This is a genomic window from Acinetobacter higginsii (genome assembly GCF_000369845.1).
Taxonomy (GTDB): Bacteria; Pseudomonadota; Gammaproteobacteria; order Pseudomonadales; family Moraxellaceae; genus Acinetobacter; species Acinetobacter higginsii.
Genome location: NZ_KB850214.1, coordinates 121273 through 145608 on the forward strand (window position 1 = coordinate 121273; position 24336 = coordinate 145608).

A 24336-nucleotide genomic window follows, 5' to 3' on the forward strand; every position below is an offset into this window, starting at 1 on the left:
GTTACCAAGTCATCTCAGGATAACTACGCTGAATGGATTGCATTTCAGCCAACAAATATCCTAAATGTTCGGTATGCAAGCCTTGTTTGGCCCCACGACGGTAAGCACCATTCACAGGAATGCTCAGCTCAAAGCGCTTCAGCTCCGCAGTAACGGTTTGCTCCCATTGCGCCTTTTCAGTCGAAAAATCAGCAATGATGCCTTGCTCAACCAATGTCTGTTCTTCGGCAGTCAATTCGAACAGTTCAGCACTAAAACGCCATAAACTGTCCAACGCCTGCTGCACACGTTGATGCGCTTCGGTTGTACTCAGGCTTAAACGCTCCATCCAGCTGGTGGAGAAACGAATATGGTACTTGGCTTCTTTTAAAGATTTCACCGCCAATGCAGCGACTTCTGGCGTTGCTGATTGAGTTAAAGCGGTTAATAACAACACATGGTAATGATCCATCAACCACTGACGCACAATAGTCTGTGCAAAATCAGCATTCGGTTGTTCACATAGCAATAAATTGAAAAACTCACGTTCATTGCGGAAATAAGCCAGTTGATCTTCATCACGTTTTTCAGCTTCGTATTGTCCTGCCAAAGTCAGGAAATTTCGGGATTGCCCCAGTAAATCCAGACCAATATTGGCCAAAGCAATATCAATTTCCAGCTCTGGCGCATGACCACACCATTCAGCCAAACGTTGCGCCAATACCAGCTGGCTATCACCGATATGTAATAAGAACTTAGACAAAGCGATATTATTCATTTGCATACTCCCTTACATGTGCTCAATGCCATCAGGGATATGATAGAAAGTCGGATGACGATAGACTTTGTCCAATGCAGGTTCAAAAAACTCCGCTTTTTCATCAGGCTGTGATGATTTGATCAATTCTGAACGAACCACCCAGATGCTGATGCCTTCATTACGGCGGGTATAGACATCACGTGCGTGTTGCAGCGCAATTTCATCATCAGGTGCTCTTAAACTGCCGACATGACGGTGGCTTAAACCTTGTTTACTGCGCACAAACACTTCATAAAGCGACCAGTTGTTGTTATTTTCCATTGCATTATCCTCAAATTTTTCCGTAAATTTTGCTTAAGCAACTTTATCGGCTTGGGCTTGCTGCTTTTTGGCATACGCCACAGCGGCATCACGTACCCACTTGCCATTTTCCCAAGCCTTACGACGTGCTTCGATCCGTTCATGATTACAAGGCCCGCGACCCGCTATCACCTCATTAAATTCTTGCCAGTCAATTTCGCCATAGCTGTAATGACCTGTTGCCTCATTCCACTGCAAATCAGCATCTGGTACAGTTAAACCAAGCTGCAACACCTGTGGCACAGTGTTATCGACAAACTTTTGACGCAATTCATCATTACTAAAGCGTTTGATTCCCCATGCCATGCTTTGTGCACTATTAGGAGAATGATCATCACTTGGGCCAAACATCATCAATGCAGGCCACCAAAAACGATTCACCGCATCTTGCGCCATTTGTTTTTGTTCGGGTGAACCAGCCGCCAATGTCATCATGGCTTCAAAACCTTGACGTTGATGGAAACTTTCTTCTTTGCAAATCCGTACCATGGCACGTGCATAAGGACCATAAGAGGTACGGCATAAAGCCACTTGATTCACAATCGCAGCACCATCAACCAGCCAGCCAATCGCCGCGACATCAGCCCAACTAATGGTTGGATAATTGAAGATGGATGAATATTTCATTTTTCCATCAATCAATTTTTCCATCATCTCATCACGGTCCGCACCCAAGGTTTCTGCGGCACTGTAAAGATAGAGACCATGCCCTGCCTCATCCTGAACTTTTGCCAATAGCACGGCTTTGCGCTTCAAGGTCGGTGCACGGGTAATCCAGTTGCCTTCTGGCAGCATACCGACAATTTCTGAATGACCATGTTGCCCAATCTGACGAATCAAGGTTTTGCGATACGCTTCCGGCATTTCATCTTTGGCTTCGATGGTGATGTCATTGGCGATATTGTGCTCAAATTTCTGATACTTATTTTCCATTTGTAGATTCCCTTGAGAACTCCGTCCATGAATCTATTTTTCGATACACAAAAAATAAAGTCAATCAATATTTTTGTATCAAATTAAAATCAACCAACAATCTCAGATTAAATAATTGTTTTAATTATATTTAATAAAATAAATAAAAATTAATTTGGATTTTTAAAACAAATTTAGATTGACTTTTAGCCCAATCAGGATGAAATTATGAATCATATTTTAAGTATTTTTATAATTGATGTATCACATAAAAATGGAGTTTGATCATGCTTGAACAAGCACAACGTGAAGAAACAGCACAGGACACTACATACCAAAACCCGACTCAGCAGCTGACACAACTGCCTTCTTATGTCTATGGAACGTGGCACTCAAGCCATCAAGATTTACGTAGCGTTATGCATGCCATTACTGGCGAGCCAATCTATACTGTCAGCAGTCACGGCATCGACATGCAACAGGTGGTTAAGTATGCCAAGAAGAATGGTACCGAGCTGGCAAACTGGACTTTTCATCAACGTGCCAATGCCTTAAAACAAATCGCTCAACACTTACTGGAACAAAAAGAACAGTTCTATGCGCTTGCCTATGCCACTGGTGCAACACGAAAAGATGCATGGATTGATATCGAAGGCGGTGTTCAAACCTTATTTGCTTATTCAAGTCTGGTACGTCGTGAGCTCAATGATGAAAAAATCATCACTGAGGATAGCTGGATTCAGCTCTCTAAAAATGGCACATTTGGGGCCAAGCATATTCTCAGTCCGAAAGCGGGTGTGGCTGTACACATTAATGCCTTTAACTTCCCAATTTGGGGCATGCTGGAAAAAATTGCACCGACGTTATTGGCGGGTGTGCCTTGTATCGTCAAGCCAGCCACTGATGGTGCTCAACTGACTCAAGCCGTGGTTGAAGGCATTATCTCGACTGGAATCCTACCAAAAGGTTCTCTACAACTGATTTGCGGACAAATTGATGATTTGTTTGATTACTTGGGTCCTCAAGACAGCGTGACCTTTACAGGCTCAGCCTATACTGGGCAAAAGCTTCGCAACCATCACCATCTGAACAAATATTCAATTCCATTCAGCATGGAAGCAGATTCAGTAAACAGTGCGATTCTCAGCCCATCGGCAAATGAAGCCACGATTGATCTGTTTGTACGTGAAGTGTTTCGTGAAATGACCACCAAAGCAGGACAAAAATGTACCGCGATTCGTCGTGCCTTTGTACCGCAAGCACTTCTTGAACAAGTCCAACAAAAACTGAGCGCTAAACTGGCAAAAGTCGTGGTTGGTGATCCACAAAAACAAGATACCACCATGGGTGCACTCGCCAGCCCTAAACAAAAACTGGATGTGGCAGCTAAAGTTGCTGAACTGGCGAAAGAAGCCAAAATTGTATTTGGTGACGAGATAACATTTAAAATCAATGCTGACCATCCTGAGAAAGGTGCATTCTTCCCACCGACCTTGTTACTGTGTGAGCAACCACTACAAGCAAACTTGGTACATACCACTGAAGCCTTTGGTCCTGTGTGTACCTTGATGCCGTATCAATCAATAGACGAACTTGCCGATCTTGTGGCTCGTGGTGAAGGCAGTCTGGTCGCCTCTGTGATAAAGAACAGTGATGAGAATATCGAACTGATCATTCAAAAAATTGCGCCATGGCATGGTCGTGTTCATATTCTGGATGAAGAATCAGCCAAAGAAAGTACAGGTCATGGTTCACCACTGCCACATCTCGTTCACGGCGGCCCAGGCCGTGCCGGTGGCGGTGAAGAACTGGGTGGCATTCGCGCAGTCAAACACTATATGCAACGGACTGCGATTCAAGGTTCACCAAATAGTTTGACTCAAATTACCCATTCATGGACCGCAGGTTCAAACATCAATCAAGACCGCGTCCATCCATTTAAAAAATCATTTGATGAATTAGTGATTGGTGAGCGTTTATTGACTGCACGTCGTACCGTGACCGAAGCCGATATTGTCAATTTTGCCTGCTTAAGTGGTGACTATTTCTATGCCCATACCGACAAAATCGCTGCCGCTGATTCTTTCTTCGGTGAGCGTGTGGCACATGGTTATTTCATCGTTTCAGCAGCAGCAGGTTTATTTGTCGATGCCGCTCAAGGCCCTGTGATTGCCAACTATGGTATGGATAATTTACGTTTTGTTGAGCCTGTGAAAATTGGTGATTCGATTCGTGTTGAACTCACTTGCAAGCAGAAAACACCAAAACCACAAAAAGATCCTTCTCAGCCTGAACATGGGGTCGTGGTTTGGGATATCAAAGTCAAAAATCAGCGTGATGAACTGGTCGCAACCTATGATATTTTAACTTTGGTTGCCCGCGCAGCATAAAGTGAGTGCATTGATGGATACAATCAGGTATCCATCAATGCCTTGAAAATTTGGCCAGTTAAAAATAAATTCAATTCAGGAAAAGCCATGAGTGCCTATATCATTCTGATTCGTACGCAATTAAAAAACCAAACTGAAATGAAAACCTACACCACTTTGGCACGCCAAGCGAGCCAAGGTTTTTCAGCTGAACCCATTGTGTTTTATGGTCAGTCGATTGCTTTGGAAAATATCGAAAGCGACGGCGTTGCCATCATTAAATTTAGCAGTATGCAGGAAGCACAGAATTGGTATCACAGTGATGCCTATCAACAAGCCAAAAAGCATCGTGATTTGGCAGGTGAATATATGGTCATTCTGACAGAAGGGTTAGACTAGAAAATTCAAACGACATTAAATTACATATTTTTATAACTTATATAATTTAAGAATCACTTAAAAAATTATTTTAACAATAATATAAATAGTCACGCCTATACATTTTTAAATTAAAAATCTCTTACAGACAATGCAATGTTTATTTACATTTTATAAAAAAATGAAAATTCAATAAAATAATTTTAATATATTCAATGACAAAAATATAAAAACAAAAACAATTTCAAATATAGATTTCTTATTTTTTGTAAAAAACATTTTATTTTTTCAATCAAATTAAAAAAATTAAGCTTTATTTAAGAATAACTATTGAATCAAATCCACAAAATAAAATAGACTAAAAATAACACTAAATTATAAAAATAAAATTTATTTAGTATCATTTAATCCACAGTCATCATAGGAAGATGCAGAATGAATGATAACCACCCAGAAAGTATGCTCAGGAATGAGCAAAAGGCAGAGCTATCGCCTGAACAAGTGATTCATATACATCCAGAGCCGCATTCAGAACGCGAACATTATGGCTACCAATGGTATGTCGTCGTGATTTGTATGCTGGCTTATATTCTTTCGTTTGTAGATCGTCAAATTTTATCCTTGATGATCGAACCAATTAAACATGACCTAATGCTGTCTGACACTCAATTTAGTCTATTGCAAGGTTTGGCTTTTTCTTTGTTCTATGCCTTTATGGGCATCCCGATTGCCGCACTCGCTGATAAGAAATCACGGATTAAGATTATTTCGATTGGCATTGCATTCTGGAGCTTAGCAACAGCCGCATGTGGCTTAAGTAAAAATTTTGCTCAGATGTTTCTCGCACGATTAGGTGTAGGTGCTGGTGAAGCTGCATTATCCCCCGCTTTTTACTCCATCGTGACCGATTTATTCCCCAAAGAGAAACTAGGCCGTGCGTTAGGGCTATATGCGATTGGTGCTTTTATTGGCTCTGGTTTGGCTTTTTTAATTGGCGGTTATGTGATTAGTCTTTTAAAAAATGTTGATTCAGTCGTCCTGCCAGTCATTGGTCAATTAAAAACATGGCAACTCACTTTCTTTATTGTCGGGCTTCCAGGCGTTTTACTCGCTTTAGTTATGATTTTAACGGTAAAAGAACCGACACGAAAAGGCTTAAAAGTTGATCAAAATGGGCAGGTAATCCAAGCATCATTTAAAAACTCTATTGCCTTTATCAAAACCCATAAAAAGACCTTCTTTTGTCACTTTATTGGTTTCTCGTTCTATACCATGATGTTGTATTCACTGCTTGGATGGGCACCTGCATTTTACATGCGACACTTTGGCCTAGATGCCAGCCAAACAGGCTATATCCTCGGCAGTATTATTTTGGTTGCAAACACGGCTGGAGCACTATTTTGCGGATGGCTCATCGATCATTTCTCTAAAAAGGGTTATAGCGATGCAGCGATTCGAGCAGGAATGATCGGCTGTGCTGCACTTATTATTCCAAGCGTGCTGTTTACCCAAGTCGATAATATGTATTTATCCTTTGCCTTAATTTTTGTGGCTATGTTTTTCTCGACCTTTCCAATTCCTGCATCGGCTGCTGCAACTCAAATGCTTACCCCAAACCAATTACGTGCTCAGGTCTCAGCGAAATTTCTACTGGTTTCAAATTTGATTGCTTTAGGTGTAGGCACAACCGCTGTTGCGCTATTAACGGATAAATATTTTCAAAATACATTGATGGTGGGTAACTCCATCTCAATTGTAAATGCAGTTGCAGGCTTACTCGGTGTATTTCTGCTCTACAAAGGCTGCAAATATTATCGTGAAAGTATCCAACACGAACAACTCGGCTAAAAATTGTTACCTCCCTTCCTTCAAGTTGTATGAAGGAAGGTGCTCAATCTGAATTTTAAAATAATAGCGCCGAGGGATGGCGTACTAAAATTGGATATGGATTATGAATCACGTACATAAATTTAACCCGCTATACTTAAGAGCAGCAATTTTATTCGTCATGCTTGGATTCTCCAGCCCGATAGTTGTTGCAGCTGAAAACGGCAAATCTACTCAGGAAGAGTGGAAATTTACCCTGAAAAATGCCTATATCAACCGCGACTATGACAACCCAAACCTTAAAGATACAGGCAGTTGGTCACAGGCAGCTTCGTTATTTTATACATCTCAACTACATGACACACCGCTACAAATCGCAGATAAGCCTATCACGATTGGTGCAGATGCTTCTGTTCAATATGCAGTGCGTTTAAGTAAAGACAAGCATGTAGCTGATACCGTCTTACCATTTGAAACACAAACTCAATCACAAGCGTCTGACTTTTTAAAATATGGAGCAACACTTAAACTTGGTTATGACAAAACCTTGTTAAGTATTGGTGAACTGTGGCTTGATCTACCTGTAACCGCAGTTGACAACAGCCGCCAGTTACTCGCTTCCTATTGGGGCGCTAACTTAAAGTCACAACTTTCTGATCAGCTCTATGCCGAAATAGGCCGAGTAACCAAAGTATCTCCTCGCAATGAAGAAGATTTTCGCAAGTTCTCCTTTACTGCCAATGGCAAAACCGAATATTCCGATGGTTTAAATTACCTGGATTTACGCTATCAGTTCACCCCATCCCTTAAAGCAGAATATTACTTTGCTAATTTAGAAGACTTATACAACAAGCACTATCTAGGCTTAGACCACACATGGAAGCAACCAAATTTCAGCCTTAACTCCAAGTTCAAGTATTTCAATGCCAAAAATGATAGCAATAACTTTGATATTGATGCCCAAAATATTGGAATTCTGGAAATGCTCAAAGTTAAAAATCAATCCTTTGGTTTAGGTTATCAGCAGATTATGGGTGAGTCCGCTTATCCGCTACCTGACGGTTTTCTACCTGAAACCTATTTTATTAACTGGAATGCTACAGGCTTCTTTAAAAAGAATGAAAAGTCTTATCACCTGATGTATGGCTATGATTTTAAGGACTATGTGCCTGGGCTAAATGCGATGGTGAAATATGTTTATGGTCATGATTTTAAAGCAGCCAATGGTGAGAAAAATCATGAGACTGAATCCAATCTCATTCTGAATTACGCCTTTCAACAACCCTATCTCAAAGGCTTTGCACTGCAATACATCCGCATTGACTATGATGTGAAACACGGTAATGACTTTGGCGAGGACCGTTTATTCGTGAACTATAGTAAACGCTTCTAAGATGAAACTATGATCACTGGCAGTCATTCCGATATGACCCAGTGATCATACAACGATTCAATACCATCAGCACTCTGTCAGTTTGGTCAATTTTTTTTAATTTCATTTTTTGTTATTTTTTAAAAGTCATTAAAAAACAAATTGATAATATAGTATAGTTAGTCAAATTACCCTTTATCTTTCTCCAATCGGCATGTCAAACAAGACATAGTCTTTTTCATTGGAGCATGTCAGCATAATTTTACAACCATCCTCTAGGATAAAACCATGTCGAATATGATGAATAAAGCTCAGGGATTTGGGCTATCTTTGATCACAAAAATCGCAGGAAGCGAAGTACTTGATCAACTCAAATTAAGAAAATTTGTAGAGAAATCATTATATCAAGGTTCAAAAACCGGCTTTAAAGTGCTTACAAAAACACAAAAAGCATTTAAGCCACAAGCGATCGATAAACAACGTCTCCCAAATCAGGTCAATAAAAATCTGTTTGATCTCAGTCTGACTGAAGAACAACAAATGACCGTTGACGCGATGTCACAATTTGCTGAAGAAGTTTTATATGCTTTGGCGCATGATGCAGACCATAATGCCCAGTTTCCAGAACAACTTTGGCAGCACCTAGTCGATTTAGGCTTGAATTATTACGCTTTACCAGAAGCTTTAGGTGGTGTTGCAGCCGAACAAAATATTGTCAGTAATATCTTGATTGCCGAAAGTCTTGCCAAGGGCGATTTTAGTTTAACCGCTGGCCTACTGAGCAGTTTCAGTGTAATTAATGCGATTACGCGTTGGGGTTCAACCCAAGTCCAATCGATGTATTTACCTGTGTTTGCGGAGGATACCGATGTCACCGCAAGCTTTGCCTTTCAGGAAGCAACACCTGCCTTCAATCCATTCCAGTTAAAAACTACAGCAACTGAAACCAATGGACAATTCTATATCACCGGTGAAAAAACCTTAGTGGTTCTAGGTGATACTGCGGATGTATTCCTTGTGAGTGCAGAGTTTAATGGCCAGCCTGATATTTTCGTGGTGCAATGCAATGAAAGTATCTCCATTAAAGCCAACCCTGCAATGGGATTAAAGGCTGCAGAAACCGCAACACTGCAATTCAATCAGACCCCCGCTTTACGTTTAGGTGACAGCGATTTTGATTACACTGCATTTGTTGATCTTGGCAATCTGATGTGGTGTGCCATGGCTGTTGGGACCTGCGAAGCCATCAAAGCCTACTGTATCAAATATGCCAATGAACGTACTGCCTTTGGTGAACCAATCTCGCACCGTCAAAGTGTCGCCTTTATGATTGCGGATATGGCCATTGAAATCGATGCCATGCGTATGTTGGTGTTAAATGCAGCAAGCTTGGCAGAAGTAGGCAAACCGTTTCATCGAGAAGCCTATTTAGCCCGCCTGCTCTGTGCAGAAAAATCAATGAAAATCGGTACAGATGGTGTGCAGATCTTAGGTGGTCATGGCTTTACCAAAGAACATCCTGTTGAGCGCTGGTACCGCGATCTACGTGCAACTGCTGTTTTACATTCTGGCTTACATGCTTAATTGACGACCCTAGGAGAATACAATGAACTTACAAAGTCCTAAAAAATTCAAAATGATGGTCGATCAAGCACATGAAGTTGCATTGAATGTACTACGCCCAATCTCACGCAAATATGATAAAGCCGAACATGCCTATCCAAAAGAACTCGATATGCTTGCTTCTTTGATTGATGGTATGAACGAAGGCGGTGAAGGTATTAATGCTGGTGCAGCAGTGGGCAAACGAGGTGAAACTGAATCTGGCAATAAAAATGGCAATAATATGTCAACCGCACTGGGTGTGATTGAAATGTGCTATGGCGATACAGGCCTGTTACTTACTATGCCGCGCCAAGGTTTAGGAAATTCAGCGATTGCTGCGGTTGCCAATGATGAACAACTAGAGCGTTTTAAAAATACATGGGCTGCCATGGCAATTACCGAGCCTGGTTGTGGCTCTGATTCTGCGGCAATTCGCACCACCGCCACTAAAGATGGCGATGAATACATCCTCAACGGTGAGAAAATCTTTGTCACTTCAGGTGAGCGTGCAGACTCTGTGGTAGTTTGGGCAACTTTGGATAAAAAACTAGGTCGTGCTGCAATCAAGTCTTTTGTTGTGCCAAAAGGTACAGCAGGAATGAAAGTCGAACGTCTTGAACACAAACTGGGAATTAAAGCCTCGGATACTGCCGTAATTAGCTTTATCGATTGCCGCGTTCCTGCTGCCAATTTATTGGGTAATGCAGAGATCGATGTTGCCAAAGGCTTTGCAGGCGTGATGGAAACTTTTGATAATACCCGCCCACTGGTTGCAGCAATGGCCATTGGTTGTGCTAAAGCCTCTTTGGAACGTATCAAAGAAATCTTTAAAGATCAGCTTGATGCAGACTACAAAACGCCGTATTTGCAGACCTCAAACCTTGCCTCACAGATTTACCGTATGGAAGCTGAATGGGAAGCTGCCCGCTTGTTAACGATCAAAGCAACTTGGATGGCAGACAATAAAAAGCCAAACTCTAAAGAAGCTTCAATTGCTAAGGCAAAAGCGGGTCGTGTATGCAATGAGATCACACTCAAATGTGTCGAGCTAGCGGCAAGTGTTGGCTATAGTGAAGATGAATTATTGGAAAAATGGGCACGTGACTCAAAAATTCTGGATATTTTTGAAGGCACCCAACAAATTCAACAATTGATCATTGCTCGCCGTGAATTAGGTAAATCATCAAGTGAGTTAAAGTAAAAAATTGATAAGTCAAATAAAAAGGACGTTTTCATAACGTCCTTTTTTATACCCTAACCATCACTTAACGCATGGTCACAAACTCTTCCGCAGAAGTTGGATGAATCGCAACCGTATTATCAAAGTCTTTCTTGGTTGCTCCCATTTTTAAAGCCACAGCAAAACCTTGTAAAATCTCATCCATGCCAAAACCAATCCCGTGAATACCAACAATTTTTTCATTTTCACCCACACAGACCAGTTTCATCTTGGTTGGCTGGCGATGTTGCGTAATGGCACTATACATAGCAGTGAACGAAGAGTTATAGACCTTAACCGCCCCCTGACCATATTGCTCAATGGCTTCTTGCTCAGTAATTCCCACCGTTCCGATTGGAGGGTGGCTAAAGACTACAGTTGGAATATTGTTGTAATCTAAATGTTCATCTGACTTATGATTAAAGAGTCGTTCGGACAATCTTCGCCCTGCTGCAACAGCCACAGGTGTGAGCTCCATTTTCCCCGTAATATCGCCCACAGCATACACTCCTTGCTGTGAGGTGTTCTGGAATTTATCAACTTGAATATAGCCCCGTTCATCCAACTGGACATTGGCTTTCTCCAAATTCAAACTCGCAGTATTTGGCTCTCGACCTGTTGCCCAAATCAGACAATCCACTTTATGCGTTTCGCCATTTTCCAAATACAGTACAACACTACCATCTGTATTTTTTGTAACCTTTTGAGGAACAGCTTGGGTATGTACAGCAATACCATCTGTTCGCATCACTTCGACTAAGGTCTCACTTAAAAAAGAATCAAAGCGTCTTACAGGTAAATCCTTACGAATGAACAATCCAACCTGAGAACCCAAAGCATTGAGCACACCTGCCAATTCCACTGCAATATAGCCCGAACCAATCACAGCGGTGGTTTTTGGTAAAGCACTTAACTCAAAGAAGCCATTCGAATCTATGCCATATTCCACTCCATCTATCTTAGGAAGTGAGGGCTGTGTACCTGTTGCAATCAGGATATGATCTGCCGTAAAGCGATCACCATTAACCTCAATGGTATTTTTATCGATGAAATAAGCTGCACCCTGAATAAGATCGACTTGATTTTTACTTAGGCTATTTTGATAAGATTGATGAATGCGATCAATATAAGCCTGCCGATTCTTAATTAAAACCTGCCAATCAAATGCTTCGACTTTAGTATTAAAACCATAATCAGGACCATATTTTTGAATCGATTCAGCAACATGCGCGGCATACCACATCACTTTTTTAGGAACACAACCAACATTGACGCAAGTCCCGCCTATTTCAGATTTTTCAATCAAGGCACATTTTTTTCCATACATCGCAGCACGATTGACTGATGCAATCCCGCCACTACCGCCACCAATCGCAATATAATCATAATGTTTTGTCATCATCGCCTCATAAAATCAATTGCAAGATTCTTGTTTGTTCTCACCTATAGATATACAACAACAAAGTATAAAAGCCGTTGTTTTTTAATTTTTTTATACAAGAAAATAAAAAGGCACTGATGATGACTCATCAGTGCCTCACTTTGGGAAAGCCTTGATTATTCAGCAGTCACAGCTTCAATCTGAACCTGTTCTAAAGACTGATCAACCACACCAAATTTCTTAAAGATTTTGGCACGACGTTTTGGATAAATATTGGCTTTATTCAAATCACCTTTGTAGTGATTAAATACACGCTTATCCATCATTTTCGACCATAGTGGTGGAATTAATGCGGGTAATAGCATACTTGCATAGCCACTTGGTAATTCAGGTGCTTCATCAAAATGACGTAAAGCTTGGAACGGACGCGTTGGGTAAGCATGATGATCCGAATGACGTTGTAACTGATACAAGAATAAGTTGGTCACAATATTATTATTGTTCCAGCTATGTTCTGGCATGGTACGCTCATACTTACCATTCTTGTCTTTTTGACGTTTTAAACCATAGTGCTCGATATAGTTAATAATCTCAAACAAGCTAATTCCATAGAATGCTTGAGTCGCTAAATATGGAATAACGCCTTTACCAAACAAACCGACCATCGACGCATGAAAAGCAGCACTCATGCCCCAACCTTGCAACAATTCATTTTCAGTTGACCAGAATTCTTTACCTTTACGTTTTAGACGATTGGTTTCAATCTCAATTGCAGATTTAAACGAACCAATCACGGTACGTGGCCAGAACTCATAGAATGTTTCACCCATTTGTGAAGATGCTGGATCTTCAGGTGTTGCAGCACGTTTATGGTGGCCATAAGGATGTTCAATTCGGAAATGGTTATACCCTGTTGGCACAAGCGCTAAATGCGACAGAATGTGGTCAATACGATCATGTTTATGACTCAATTCATGTGCGGTATTGATCGCAATCCCGTTGATGGCACCCATCGAAATACCAAGAAAAATCTTATCAATGAATGATGTTTCTTTACGACTGGTTAAATAACACGCATAGACATTAGCTGCATATTGTAGGGGAATAAAGCTTTTCACCAAGCGAGAGTAATACGGATCTTTTTCAAGCAGTCGAATATCTTCATCGGTTGGATTATTGGCATCTTTACCAATAATCGTATCAATCGTTGGAATGATGATATGTAAAACAATTGGTCCACCTAAAGCGAAGATTTTCTTCAATGGACGTGGTGCAAATTGATAACCTGCTAAAATACCAATTCCGATTGCAGGTAAAGCCGGGCTAATGGCCCATAAATAACGTTTACGATCCAACTGAGTTTTTGACTTTGGAATGCTTACTGGCGTAAGTTCTTGCTCAACATTTACTGGCGCATTCATCATCGAATCCATGTCTTTGTATATATACGTATATTTTGAGGAATTATGAAATTCATGACAGTTGCAAGCGTCCAAAAAAGCTATGTCAAAGTCTTTGGCATCATCCACCCTGTTTTTGTCCTATAAACACATATTGAGTTATTGGCGCAGCTCTCTATAATTTAAATGAATACATCGTTAAAAAATCATATGGATGCTTTAAGTAAAATATTTGCTGATATTCATTTAAATCACACTGAATATATCTACTTGAAAACTCAAGGAGAATGGAGTTTTATCTGCCAAGATCAAACCGCCTTAATTGTTCATATTGTTTTAGTTGGTTCTGTTTTTATTCAAATTGACGCACAAAATAGTTTAACTGCACATGCGGGTGAAATTGTGGTGATCCCGTCAGGAAAAGCACATACAGGCGCAGATAATACGATTACTAAACTGGTCGATGCCGTTGATATTTCAAAGCTGTTCGATGGCCATAAAGAAGATGCTATCGAATTCGGTACTCAGTCATCTGAGAAAAATCTAATTTTGACCGTGCGTTGCCAGATTGATACGATTATGGCTCGTCCGTTTATTCAGGCTCTACCTCCAATCATCCATCTCCAGCATGGCGATACCAATGCACCTGAATGGCTGCAAATCGGCTTACACTTTCTGGCCTTAGAAACGCAGAATATTCAGGCAGGCCGCGATATTATTATCGATCATCTCGTGAATATCTTACTCATTAAATGTATTCGCGATCATATTCAACAAATCTCAAGTCAACATGGTTGGCTCAGCGCTTTAAATCATCCCGAACTGAGCAATAGCTTAGCTGCAATTCACAATCATCCTGAAGATGCTTGGACCGTTGAATCATTGGCAGAACAATGCTGCATGTCACGCTCGAAATTTGCCAGTCTATTTCACGAAGTGATTGGCGAATCGCCCCTCGCTTATTTACAGCAACATCGCATGCGCTTAGCAAGCCAATATTTGCGTAAAAGTAATTTTTCAGTCCAACAAATCGCCAATAAAGTTGGCTACTCTTCAGAAACTGCGTTTAGTCAGGCATTTAAGCGAACCTTTGAACACTCTCCGAAGCAATATCGTCAGCAGTTTGTTGAGCAAGAAAGTTAAAGTTATAAAAAAAGACACCGCGGTGTCTTTTTTCTTTTCTGCTCAGTGATTAACGCACAATACCGCGTGTTGATTGCTCTAACGAATCAATAAACAACTGTGCTTCAGGCGTTTTAACTAGAATTTCATTACGAATCTTTTCAATTGCCTGCTCTGTCGTTAAACCTGATTTATAGATCAGCTTATAGGCTTCTCTTAAACCTTGAATGGTATCTCTAGACCAGCCCTTACGACGCATTCCTTCGATATTCATACCAAAGGCACGTGCTGGATTACCAGAAGCCATGATATAAGCAGGTACATCTTTAAGAATTAAAGCAGCACCGCCGATCATGCTATAAGAGTCAATCTTACAGAATTGATGAATGCCAGCATTACCGCCAACAATCACATGATCACCAACATGAACATGCCCAGCAATACCCACATTATTGGCAAAAATATTATGATTGCCAATGACACAGTCATGCGCAATATGTGTATTCACCATTAATAGGTTATGGCTACCAATCTTAGTCAAGCTATGATCCTGAACTGTACCTCTATGCAAAGTACAATGTTCACGAATCGAATTATGATCACCTATCTCTAACCATGTTTCTTCGCCTTGATATTTCAGATCTTGGCAAATTTCCCCAATGCTTGAGAATTGGAAAATATCGTTATTTTTACCAATTCTGGTAAAACCACCAATAACAACATGTGAATGTAATTTTGTACCAGAGTCAATACTTACATTTGGACCTACAATACAATATGGACCAATTTGTACATCAGAAGCGATTTCTGCAGACGGGTCAATAATTGCTGTAGGATGTATTAAATTTTGACTACTCATGTCTGCTCTATTTTCTGGTGGGAAATAATAATCTCTGCTGTCGCGGCAACCTTACCATCGACACTAGCGGTACAATTGTACTTGTAAATACCGCGTTTTTGCATCACAAGTTCAGATTTTAAGATAAGCTGGTCACCTGCAACAACTTGTTTTTTAAACCTGATTTTTTCAGCACCCGCAAACAGGAACAATGAACCTGCTTTCGGCTTTTGATTTGTAAGTACAAAACCTAATATACCAGAGACTTGTGCCAAAGCTTCAATAATCAGCACGCCTGGCATAATTGGGTAAGTTGGGAAATGCCCTTGCAAAAACTCTTCGTTAATCGAGACGTTTTTATAACCGACAATACTATTCTCAGTTACTTCAGTAACACGATCAACAAGTAAAAAAGGATAACGATGCGGTAAATATTCACGAATGGTAAGAATATCCATAGGTAATTCAGGCATTGTGAATGCTGGTAATGTAGGCTCAGTCATAATAAATTATTTACGTAACTTAAGGGTTGATTCAAGGGACTCTAATTGAGCTTGCATATGATCAAGCCTTTTGCCGATTTGGGTCAATGGCACATCTGCTAATTGTCTTAAGCGCACAATCGTCTTTTTCCAGTGACTATTTTCAAAAAGTCCCATGCCAGAAGAATATGTTCCAGCTTCAGAAATATTTTTTGTGACCATTGACATTGCTGTAAGTGTCACGTTATCTGTAATTTCAAGGTGTCCAACCACACCTGAAGCACCGCCCATGATACAGTTTTTGCCAATTTTCGCGCTTCCTGCAATTCCGCAATTTGCGGCAATCGCAGTATTCTCTCCAATTTGAACATTGTGAGCAATTTGCACAAGGTTATCAATAATGACACCATCTTCTAAAATTGTGTCATCGAGTGCACCACGATCAATACTACAATTTGAACCAATACGAACATCATTTCCAATACGCACTGAACCAAGTTGAGCGATGCGATGCCACTTCCCTTGATAAGGAGCAAAACCAAAACCTTCAGTGCCGATGACCGTATTGGCATGAATACGAACACGGTCTTTTAATTTTGCAGCACCTGTTATGGTAACATGCGCATCAATAAAGCAATCTTTACCAACTTCGACTTCATCATCAAGAAAAGCGTGAGCTTGAATAATGGTATTATTACCCACGACACAGTTTTCACCGATCACAACATAGTGCCCTATATAGGCATCATCAGCGATAATTGCAGATGGATGAATTCGAGCAGTACTCTCGATACCGCATTGAGTTATCTTTTTTTCAAATAAATGTGTAAGTGTGGCAAATGCCAAATAAGGATTATCAACAACAATAAAATTTTGTTTGTTTACAAGCTGCTGTTTAAGTGCTGCGGTAACAATATATACACCAGCGTGACTTGCTTCAGCTGCCGCCAAATATTTTTCACCATTTACAAAGCAAATATGCTGTTTTTCTGCGTGTTCTAAACTTGCCAAATTAGAAATTTGGAAATTCTTCTCACCAAAATGCTCACCTTTGACAAGGTGAGCAACTTCTTCTAAACGATAAGTACGTCTATTCATTGATTATTTAATAGCATTGACCTTTTGGATCATTTTATCAGTTAAATCATACTGTGCGTCAGAGGCAATCGTAGAATTTTTATTTAAAATAAAGTCTAAATTACTTTCTTTACGCAATTGTTCAGCAGCTTGCTTCACACGTGACTCAAAAGTTGTATTCATCGCCTGTAAGCTTGACTGAACTTTAGTCTGTAAGCCCTGTTGAGTCGAATTAAATTCACTTAACTTTGCCTGATATTGAGCAGTAAGTTTCTGAATATCAGCCTGATTCATTTTTTGACCATCAGTCTGTGCTTTTTGCTGCAAAGATTCTAATTCTTTACCCAATTGCTCCAATCGAGTCGAAGTTGGTTTAACTGACTGAGTGAGGCTCGCATTTTGTTGTTTTAGATAAGTACTGCTTTCAACAACTTTCGCTAAATCAACCACACCAAGTCCTGCAGCATTTACAGACGCAGAAACCGTAAATCCCAAACCTAACATGAGCATTGTTAATGTTTTCATTATGACATCCTTTATATATATTACAGCGCTAAATAAGGTCGACCTTAGAAGGTACGACCGATTTCGAATTGGATAGATTTTGTATCATCGCCTTTTTTATCATTCAGTGGGAATGCATAACTGAGTGATAGTGGACCAATCATGGTAATCCATGTGAAACCGACACCGACGCTATAGCGCATATTGCCAAAATCTAACTTATTGTTATCTTTACAATATTGCTTAATATCAACATCCTGACCATCAATACGAACACTACCTTTTGGCACATCACACTGAGTATCAAACACTTGTGCACCCTCTGCGAATAATACTGGACGCACTTGTCTTGTCCAGTCTCCTTTAAACGGCAACGGAATAGCAAGCTCTGTACCAAATTGAACGAGTGCATTACCACCTACTTCTTCAGGATCAAGGTCATTTTGCTTTTGTTCTTGGAAAATAACGCTTGGGTATTTAGGACCTAGCGAACTATTGTCGTAACCACGCACAGAACCATAACCGCCCGCATAGAAGTTTTTATAGAATGGTAGATCGTTACCATAACCTAACTTACCATAACCACGAAGTACAAATCCGCCCCAGAGCGATTTAAACGCTTGAGCATCGTAAGTCATTTTCTGATAATCAACATCACTGCCCGGCAAGCCAATTTCCAAACCAACACGATGAGACATACCTGAAGTTGGGAAAATAGGTCTATTTAAAGTGTTATATGACCAACCCAAATTCAAGTTATAGGTTAAGAACGTACCTTCAAAAGCACTGTCATAAGTTGCAAAACCACCTTCACAAGTTCCAATAATATCCTTTTGCTCAGCATCTTTCTCATTTACCCCACTAGGGCACCATGTAGATTGAGCTGTCGATTTACCACCATTCGCTAATAAATAATCACGGATATAGGTCGAAACGCTCGGACCAGTACGTACTTTAGTTTGATCAATACCTAAAGAGGCACTTAAGCTTTGGTTTTCATCGATTGGATAACCGAAACTTACACTACCACCAATACTATCGGTGACGTAGTTGTTAACGTTATAGTCTTTATTCAGCTTGGTTTTACGGTAATAAACGTTATAACCACGGCTGACACCATCAATGGTGAAATACGGGTCAGTTACGCTTAAGTTATAGTAATCTTGTGTTTCAGAACGTGACAAATCGACCGCAACACGATTACCTGTACCCATAAAGTTGGTTTGACTTAAACCAGCTTGGAAAGTTACACCACCATTCTGAGAGTAACCTACTGCAAGCGTAGTAGTACCAGAATGTTGCTCTTCAACATTGACATTTAAGTCAACTTCGTCTGTAGAGTTCGGAACACGAACAGGTTTCACATCAACAGTTTTAAAGAAACCTGTACGCTCTAAACGCACTTTAGATAAGTCAATTTTCTCATTACTTGCCAATGCACCTTCCATTTGGCGCATTTCACGACGCAATACTTCATCCGCAGTTTTACTGTTACCTGTGAAGTTAATACGACGTACTGTTACTTGTTGACCAGGATTGATGTAGTAATTTAAACCAACAATACCTGTTTGGTTATTAATATCAGGTACGACATTCACTTCAGCATAGTAATAGCCAGCATTACCATACTTACGCAATAACAGCTGTTTAACCGCATTTACTCTTTCTTGTGAATATGTTTCGCCATCTTTATATAATTTTAGCGCTTGTAACTCTTCCGGTTTATAAAGTGCATCACCTAAGAATTTCGTTTCACCAAATTTAAACTGACTACCTTCATCTACTGAAACTTCAATGAAGATGTGCTTTTTATCTTCACTAATATTCAATTGCGAATTGATGATATTAAAGTTGATATAACCTTTGTTTAAATAGAGTGCACGTAAAGCTTCTAAACTAGCCGCCATCTTCTCACGTGCATAACGGTCGTTACGCGTAACAATCGATGCCCAACCACTTTCTTTGACTGCAAAAGCTTGCTTGATATCACTATCACTAAAGACAGTATTCCCAATAATATTAATATCAAATACTTTAGCTGCCGTACCTTCATTAAAGTTAAGCTTTAATTCAACACGGTTATTTGGACGTGCAACAGTTTCAACCGTTACATCCGCATCATAACGACCTTGCTGGGTATATTGTTGTTCCAGCTCAGTTTCAATGGTCTGCAATGCAGACTTCTTAAACACTTCACCTTCAGCAATACCCATCTTCTTTAAGCCTTGTTCTAAGGCTTCTTTCGGAATAAGTTTATTGCCTTTAAATTCCAATTTAGAAATAACTGGACGTTCAACAACTTTAAAAACTAAAACATCATTTTCTTTATAAGTTTTAATATCGTCAAATAAACCTGAGGCATATAAAGTGCGGATTGACTCAGCAATCATTGGATCACTTACTCTATCGCCACTATTTATTGGTAACATAGAATAGATACTTGCAGGTGTTAAACGCACTAAGCCATCAATTCGTATATCTCGTGCAAGAAACTCATCTGCTGCGTATGCTTGTTGTACCACTGCCATCGCACTAACCAGTGCCAAAGGCATTAATAAATGTGTGTGACGCATGCCCATATATTTTCCAGTAAGTTAAATTCCATTTGCGTTGTTATAAACGCATGAAGTCGTTAAATAAAGCCAAAAGCATCATGCTACCGAGCAGTACCATACCAACTTTTAGACCAAACATCTGTATTTGTTCAGAAACAGGTTTACCACGAATTGCTTCGATAAAGTAATAAACTAAATGACCACCATCCAACATAGGAATCGGCAATAAGTTTAGAATCCCCAAACTTACACTCATCAAAGCCATGAATGAAATAAAGGTTTGCCACCCCATTTCCGCACTTTGACCAGCAACTTTGGCAATTGTGATTGGACCAGATAAATTATCTAAACCAATTAAGCCTCGCACCATTTTAATGATGGAGTTGAAAATCATACCTGAAAGCTGTGTTGTCTTTTCAAAAGCTACCACAAGCGCTTCAACAGGCGAATATTGAATGGTTTGCTTGTAATCATTTGGAATCGTGATTTTACCAGCATCACTTTTCACGCCGAGCATCCCAGTCGTATTACCCATATTATCGCGTTGCCCTTGAGGCATCACTTGTAGATGTACCAATTGACCTTGACGTAGTACATCAATATTCAAAAGCTTTTCTGGTGATTTTTGAACCACATCAACCACATCAAACCAATCTTTCATTGCAACACTATCAATTGCAACAATCTGATCTCCAACCTTCATTCCTTGACGGACTGCCGCGCCATCCGCACTCAGTTCTTTGACTGTAGCAGGAATAACAGGGCGATAAGGTAAGAAGCCAAGTACATCTAATGGCGATTGGCTCTGATCTTTCAAAAATTCTTTAATCGGTAAACTAAATTGCTTCTCGGTTCCAGCACGATCAACAATGATTGAAACCTGCCCAGTTTCACCTACACGGTTGACCAAAGCATAATTCAACTTTTCCCATGTCGATGTTGTTTGACCATCAACCATCAACACTTTATCGCCTACATGTAGATCAACTTGTGCTGCTGGCGTATTCGGCATGACTTTACCAATACGGGTATTCAGCTGTTCTTGCGCTGGCAAGAATAAAATCCAAAACAGGAATACTGCAAAAATCAGATTAATTAACGGGCCAGCAGCAACAATCGCAATCCGTTTCCACGGAGATTGACGGTTAAACGCATAAGGTAAATCTTGTTCAGCAACATTCCCTTCACGCTCATCCAGCATTTTGACATAACCACCGAGTGGTAATGCTGAAAGTTGATATTGGATGCCTGATTTTTTAGATTGCCATTTCAACAAAGTTGGGCCAAAACCAATGGAATAGACCAGGACCTTAACACCCAGTTTACGCGCGACCCAATAATGACCAAATTCGTGAATTGCGATCAGAGGACCAAGCAATAAAATCGCTGCAACAATCATAAATAGTGCATTCATACGATTTAGCCTCCTATACCCACAATATACTTTTCTGCAATTCGTCTTGCGATCATATCAGTCTGTAAAATGATGTCTATGTTTTCTGCTTTAGCATTTTGTACAGTTTGCAAAGTATTTTCGACTACTTCAGCAATCTGAGTAAATCTAATTCTTTGTTGCAAAAATGCTGCAACTGCAATTTCATTTGCAGCATTTAAAATCGTTGGTGCTAAACCGCCTGCGCGCATCGCTTGACGTGCTAAATCCAATGCTGGAAATTTAACAAGATCAGGTGATTGGAAATTTAATTGAGCTGTCTCAAATAAATTTAATGCAGGAACGTGTGTTGCCAAACGTTTTGGCCACGCCAATGCATGTGCAATCGGTGTGCACATATCAGGATTACCCATTTGTGCCAAAGTTGATCCATCCACATATTGCACCATGGAGTGAATAATACTTTGTGGATGAACAACAACTGTAACAAAATGTTCTGATATTGAAAACAAATGGCAAGCCTCGATCAATTCTAAGCCTTTATTCATCAAAGTTGCAGAATCTACGGAGATTTTTTGCCCCATAGACCAGTTCGGATGCTTACATGCTTGTTGCGGCGTTACGTCTTTTAATTGCTCTAAGGTGTGATTCAGGAAAGGACCACCAGATGCAGTCAATAAAATTTGCGAGACACCTAATTGTGGCTGACCCGTTCTTTCTGCATTTAGATAATTATGTGGTAAAGACTGGAAGATTGCATTGTGCTCAGAGTCTACAGGCAATAATAGCGCATTATTCTCTTTTGCCGCCTGCATCATAATGTCGCCAGACATTACCAATGATTCTTTATTCGCGAGTAGAACACGCTTACCTGCTTTTACTGCAGCAAGTGTTGGCAGCAGACCAGCAGCACCGACAATCGCTGCCATCACTATATCAACATCAGCATGTTCAGCGATTGTGATCAAGCCTGTTTCATCAGTTAAAATTTCAATCTGTTTTAGATTTTCTTGATTGAAACGTTGTTGCAACTCCAATGCTTTCTCATTTGGCACAACAACAATTTTCGGATGATATTTTTTACAAATTTCTAAAAGTTCATCTAAACGACTATATGCAGAGACTGCAAATACAGTGTATTGATCTGGGTGTTGTTCCAATACTTTTAAAGTACTTTGGCCAATTGAACCCGTAACACCCAATATACAAACAGCTTGAGTCATTTAAAGATCTACACCAATAAGTTTTAATATATACATACCTGTCGCAAAAATCGGTGCGGCAGCAAGCAAAGAATCGATACGATCCAATACACCACCATGCCCTGGAAGAACACGACCTGAATCCTTGATTCCCGCACGACGCTTAATCATAGATTCAAATAAGTCACCCAACACCGAAGCAAACACGGTAATAATTGAAAGGACCAAGAATAAGATCAGTTGTATAACACTTAAATTTAGATAGAAATACTGTACAACCAACATAATGATAATAGTTGTTGCGATACCACCATACAAACCTTCCACAGATTTGTTTGGGCTCACAAAGGGTGCAAGTTTTTTCTTACCGAATTTACGCCCAACAAAGTAGGCACCACTATCCGCTCCCCATACCAAAAGGAACAAATACATCAGCCACCACGGTGAACTATGCCACACACCATAAAGGGCGGTCACTGCAGCAGAAATAAGAATAAATCCAACAATATGTAATGATACATTGTACCAACTATCAGATTGTGGGAAATTCTTAACCCAATAGATACTACCCAACCAAGTGAGAATGGATGCAGCCCAAAGTAAAAGTGCTACATCATCAAAAAATAATGCCAGTGTTGATATTAGTGCAACACATCCCCCATATACCCAAGCCTTAGGTTTTGACACAGGCGTTGTAGTTCTAGGCATAAGCTTAAACCACTCATAACCTGCAACCCCCGCGGCTAAAATCATAAGCACAAACATTGGATAATGTGATTGCGTTGCAAACATGCAACTTAAAACAACAGCAACTAACACCAATGCGGTAATAATCCGCTCTAACATTATTAATTCTCTATTTTCGCTTGTTGAATCTGTTCTGAGGTTTTACCAAAGCGTCTTTCACGTCCTGAAAAAACACGAAATGCGCGATCCAACTCTTCTATGGTAAATTCTGGCCACAAGGTATCGGTAAAATACAACTCCGCATACGCAGCTTGCCACAATAAGAAGTTAGATAAACGGTAATCTCCGCCTGTACGAATTAACAAATCCACAGCAGGCAGATCATTTAGACTGACATATTTATCAAATAAATCAACATTTATCTGATCTGCTTGAAGTTTTCCATCAAGTACTTCTTGCGCTATCACTTTTGCTGCATGTGCCATATCCCACATACCACCATAACTAATGGCAATGGTAAGCGTCATTGAGTCAAAAGCTGCGGTTTTCTGCTCTGCATATTGCATTAAATCACGCAACTCATTTGACAACCGAGAGCGGTCTCCAATGAAGCGTAGCGCGATATTGAACCTCTCCATACGCGGTAATTGCTCATGAATTGTTTCTTCTAACAACTTCATTAACAAATCAACTTCGTACTGTGGGCGATTCCAGTTTTCGCTTGAAAATGCAAAAACTGTTAATGCACGAACACCTTCTTTTTTGCAATGTTCAACAATAGGATCCAAGACATTTTTGCCTTCACGATGCCCATCACCTTTTTGCATTTGCTTTTTTTTGGCAAAACGATTGTTGCCATCCATAATGATGGCAACATGTTGAGGAAGAAGCGGTTCTTCTTGCAAGGTCATAAT

The 24336-nt window shown here is 40.1% G+C and carries 21 protein-coding genes; 7 read left to right on the forward strand and 14 right to left on the reverse strand.

All coding sequences use genetic code 11. The features are described from left to right. Nucleotide 1: 1 nt before the first annotated feature. Genes paaC through paaA form a run of 3 tightly spaced genes read right to left on the reverse strand, consistent with a single transcriptional unit; the run spans nt 2 to nt 2032 of the window. Nucleotides 2-757, reverse strand: a complete 756-nt coding sequence (gene paaC / locus F885_RS11795) for a 1,2-phenylacetyl-CoA epoxidase subunit PaaC (protein ID WP_005315725.1) — start codon at nt 755-757, stop codon at nt 2-4. A gap of 12 nt (nt 758-769) precedes the next feature. After that, nucleotides 770-1060: a 1,2-phenylacetyl-CoA epoxidase subunit PaaB gene (gene paaB, locus F885_RS11790; RefSeq protein ID WP_004807366.1), complete on the reverse strand. Its 291-nt coding sequence runs from the start codon at nt 1058-1060 to the stop codon at nt 770-772. 33 nt (nt 1061-1093) lie between these two features. Then, nucleotides 1094-2032: a 1,2-phenylacetyl-CoA epoxidase subunit PaaA gene (paaA, locus tag F885_RS11785; RefSeq protein WP_005315726.1), complete on the reverse strand. Its 939-nt coding sequence runs from the start codon at nt 2030-2032 to the stop codon at nt 1094-1096. Nucleotides 2033-2298: 266 nt separating this feature from the next. Here paaA and paaZ point away from each other — a divergent pair, with 266 nt between their 5' ends. The 6 genes from paaZ (at nt 2299) to F885_RS11755 (ending at nt 10763) form a co-directional block, all read left to right on the forward strand. Beyond that, nucleotides 2299-4401 (forward strand): phenylacetic acid degradation bifunctional protein PaaZ, encoded by a 2103-nt coding sequence (gene paaZ, locus F885_RS11780; RefSeq protein WP_005315728.1) that lies wholly within the window; start codon nt 2299-2301, stop codon nt 4399-4401. 87 nt (nt 4402-4488) lie between these two features. Further along, nucleotides 4489-4779: a DUF1330 domain-containing protein gene (locus F885_RS11775; protein WP_005315731.1), complete on the forward strand. Its 291-nt coding sequence runs from the start codon at nt 4489-4491 to the stop codon at nt 4777-4779. A gap of 414 nt (nt 4780-5193) precedes the next feature. Further along, the gene (locus F885_RS11770; RefSeq protein WP_005315734.1) at nt 5194-6606 is read left to right on the forward strand and encodes a spinster family MFS transporter; all 1413 of its coding nucleotides are present in this window, start codon (nt 5194-5196) and stop codon (nt 6604-6606) included. 103 nt (nt 6607-6709) lie between these two features. Next, nucleotides 6710-7978, forward strand: a complete 1269-nt coding sequence (locus tag F885_RS11765) for an OprD family outer membrane porin (protein WP_005315737.1) — start codon at nt 6710-6712, stop codon at nt 7976-7978. 276 nt (nt 7979-8254) lie between these two features. Further along, nucleotides 8255-9541, forward strand: a complete 1287-nt coding sequence (locus tag F885_RS11760; protein ID WP_171068202.1) for an acyl-CoA dehydrogenase family protein — start codon at nt 8255-8257, stop codon at nt 9539-9541. 22 nt (nt 9542-9563) lie between these two features. Continuing rightward, on the forward strand, nt 9564-10763 hold the full coding sequence (locus F885_RS11755; RefSeq protein ID WP_005315742.1) for an acyl-CoA dehydrogenase family protein: 1200 nt from the start codon (nt 9564-9566) through the stop codon (nt 10761-10763). Nucleotides 10764-10827: 64 nt separating this feature from the next. Here F885_RS11755 and gorA read toward each other — a convergent pair whose 3' ends face one another. Together gorA and F885_RS11745 are read right to left on the reverse strand one after the other, a co-directional pair. After that, complete coding sequence (gene gorA, locus F885_RS11750) at nt 10828-12180, reverse strand: glutathione-disulfide reductase (RefSeq protein WP_005315745.1); 1353 nt, start codon at nt 12178-12180, stop codon at nt 10828-10830. A gap of 158 nt (nt 12181-12338) precedes the next feature. Next, nucleotides 12339-13583 carry an alkane 1-monooxygenase gene (locus tag F885_RS11745; protein WP_005315748.1) on the reverse strand — a complete coding sequence of 415 codons (1245 nt, stop codon included), beginning with the start codon at nt 13581-13583 and terminating at the stop codon, nt 12339-12341. Between the two features lie 189 nt (nt 13584-13772). On the opposite strand from F885_RS11745, the gene F885_RS11740 reads away from it, so the two are divergent. Beyond that, complete coding sequence (locus F885_RS11740) at nt 13773-14705, forward strand: AraC family transcriptional regulator (protein WP_005315751.1); 933 nt, start codon at nt 13773-13775, stop codon at nt 14703-14705. Between the two features lie 49 nt (nt 14706-14754). Here F885_RS11740 and lpxA read toward each other — a convergent pair whose 3' ends face one another. Genes lpxA through uppS form a run of 9 tightly spaced genes read right to left on the reverse strand, consistent with a single transcriptional unit; the run spans nt 14755 to nt 24333 of the window. Then, nucleotides 14755-15543, reverse strand: coding sequence for an acyl-ACP--UDP-N-acetylglucosamine O-acyltransferase (lpxA, locus tag F885_RS11735; protein ID WP_004807397.1), 789 nt, complete (start codon nt 15541-15543; stop codon nt 14755-14757). Then, the gene (gene fabZ, locus F885_RS11730) at nt 15540-16025 is read right to left on the reverse strand and encodes a 3-hydroxyacyl-ACP dehydratase FabZ (protein WP_005203394.1); all 486 of its coding nucleotides are present in this window, start codon (nt 16023-16025) and stop codon (nt 15540-15542) included. The genes lpxA and fabZ overlap by 4 nt, the downstream gene beginning before the upstream one ends. A gap of 6 nt (nt 16026-16031) precedes the next feature. Further along, nucleotides 16032-17102 (reverse strand): UDP-3-O-(3-hydroxymyristoyl)glucosamine N-acyltransferase, encoded by a 1071-nt coding sequence (gene lpxD / locus F885_RS11725; RefSeq protein WP_005315755.1) that lies wholly within the window; start codon nt 17100-17102, stop codon nt 16032-16034. 3 nt (nt 17103-17105) lie between these two features. Continuing rightward, nucleotides 17106-17606 (reverse strand): OmpH/Skp family outer membrane protein, encoded by a 501-nt coding sequence (locus F885_RS11720; protein ID WP_004807405.1) that lies wholly within the window; start codon nt 17604-17606, stop codon nt 17106-17108. Nucleotides 17607-17650: 44 nt separating this feature from the next. Next, nucleotides 17651-20164 (reverse strand): outer membrane protein assembly factor BamA, encoded by a 2514-nt coding sequence (gene bamA / locus F885_RS11715; protein ID WP_005315758.1) that lies wholly within the window; start codon nt 20162-20164, stop codon nt 17651-17653. 34 nt (nt 20165-20198) lie between these two features. Continuing rightward, nucleotides 20199-21554: an RIP metalloprotease RseP gene (rseP, locus tag F885_RS11710; RefSeq protein WP_005315761.1), complete on the reverse strand. Its 1356-nt coding sequence runs from the start codon at nt 21552-21554 to the stop codon at nt 20199-20201. A gap of 5 nt (nt 21555-21559) precedes the next feature. Next, nucleotides 21560-22756: a 1-deoxy-D-xylulose-5-phosphate reductoisomerase gene (ispC, locus tag F885_RS11705; protein WP_005315764.1), complete on the reverse strand. Its 1197-nt coding sequence runs from the start codon at nt 22754-22756 to the stop codon at nt 21560-21562. After that, a complete protein-coding gene (locus F885_RS11700; protein ID WP_004807412.1) occupies nt 22757-23581 on the reverse strand; it encodes a phosphatidate cytidylyltransferase in 825 nt (274 codons plus the stop codon). A 2-nt stretch (nt 23582-23583) separates the two neighbouring features. After that, complete coding sequence (uppS, locus tag F885_RS11695) at nt 23584-24333, reverse strand: polyprenyl diphosphate synthase (protein WP_005315768.1); 750 nt, start codon at nt 24331-24333, stop codon at nt 23584-23586. Nucleotides 24334-24336 lie beyond the last annotated feature (3 nt).

What these genes read in the sequence shown, in the direction of transcription:
- paaC (WP_005315725.1), bottom strand. Translation starts at nt 757, where the DNA reads ATGAATAATATCGCTTTGTCTAAGTTCTTATTACATATCGGTGATAGC.
- paaB (WP_004807366.1), bottom strand. Translation starts at nt 1,060, where the DNA reads ATGGAAAATAACAACAACTGGTCGCTTTATGAAGTGTTTGTGCGCAGT.
- paaA (WP_005315726.1), bottom strand. Translation starts at nt 2,032, where the DNA reads ATGGAAAATAAGTATCAGAAATTTGAGCACAATATCGCCAATGACATC.
- paaZ (WP_005315728.1), top strand. Translation starts at nt 2,299, where the DNA reads ATGCTTGAACAAGCACAACGTGAAGAAACAGCACAGGACACTACATAC.
- F885_RS11775 (WP_005315731.1), top strand. Translation starts at nt 4,489, where the DNA reads ATGAGTGCCTATATCATTCTGATTCGTACGCAATTAAAAAACCAAACT.
- F885_RS11770 (WP_005315734.1), top strand. Translation starts at nt 5,194, where the DNA reads ATGAATGATAACCACCCAGAAAGTATGCTCAGGAATGAGCAAAAGGCA.
- F885_RS11765 (WP_005315737.1), top strand. Translation starts at nt 6,710, where the DNA reads ATGAATCACGTACATAAATTTAACCCGCTATACTTAAGAGCAGCAATT.
- F885_RS11760 (WP_171068202.1), top strand. Translation starts at nt 8,255, where the DNA reads ATGATGAATAAAGCTCAGGGATTTGGGCTATCTTTGATCACAAAAATC.
- F885_RS11755 (WP_005315742.1), top strand. Translation starts at nt 9,564, where the DNA reads ATGAACTTACAAAGTCCTAAAAAATTCAAAATGATGGTCGATCAAGCA.
- gorA (WP_005315745.1), bottom strand. Translation starts at nt 12,180, where the DNA reads ATGACAAAACATTATGATTATATTGCGATTGGTGGCGGTAGTGGCGGG.
- F885_RS11745 (WP_005315748.1), bottom strand. Translation starts at nt 13,583, where the DNA reads ATGAATGCGCCAGTAAATGTTGAGCAAGAACTTACGCCAGTAAGCATT.
- F885_RS11740 (WP_005315751.1), top strand. Translation starts at nt 13,773, where the DNA reads ATGGATGCTTTAAGTAAAATATTTGCTGATATTCATTTAAATCACACT.
- lpxA (WP_004807397.1), bottom strand. Translation starts at nt 15,543, where the DNA reads ATGAGTAGTCAAAATTTAATACATCCTACAGCAATTATTGACCCGTCT.
- fabZ (WP_005203394.1), bottom strand. Translation starts at nt 16,025, where the DNA reads ATGACTGAGCCTACATTACCAGCATTCACAATGCCTGAATTACCTATG.
- lpxD (WP_005315755.1), bottom strand. Translation starts at nt 17,102, where the DNA reads ATGAATAGACGTACTTATCGTTTAGAAGAAGTTGCTCACCTTGTCAAA.
- F885_RS11720 (WP_004807405.1), bottom strand. Translation starts at nt 17,606, where the DNA reads ATGAAAACATTAACAATGCTCATGTTAGGTTTGGGATTTACGGTTTCT.
- bamA (WP_005315758.1), bottom strand. Translation starts at nt 20,164, where the DNA reads ATGGGCATGCGTCACACACATTTATTAATGCCTTTGGCACTGGTTAGT.
- rseP (WP_005315761.1), bottom strand. Translation starts at nt 21,554, where the DNA reads ATGAATGCACTATTTATGATTGTTGCAGCGATTTTATTGCTTGGTCCT.
- ispC (WP_005315764.1), bottom strand. Translation starts at nt 22,756, where the DNA reads ATGACTCAAGCTGTTTGTATATTGGGTGTTACGGGTTCAATTGGCCAA.
- F885_RS11700 (WP_004807412.1), bottom strand. Translation starts at nt 23,581, where the DNA reads ATGTTAGAGCGGATTATTACCGCATTGGTGTTAGTTGCTGTTGTTTTA.
- uppS (WP_005315768.1), bottom strand. Translation starts at nt 24,333, where the DNA reads ATGACCTTGCAAGAAGAACCGCTTCTTCCTCAACATGTTGCCATCATT.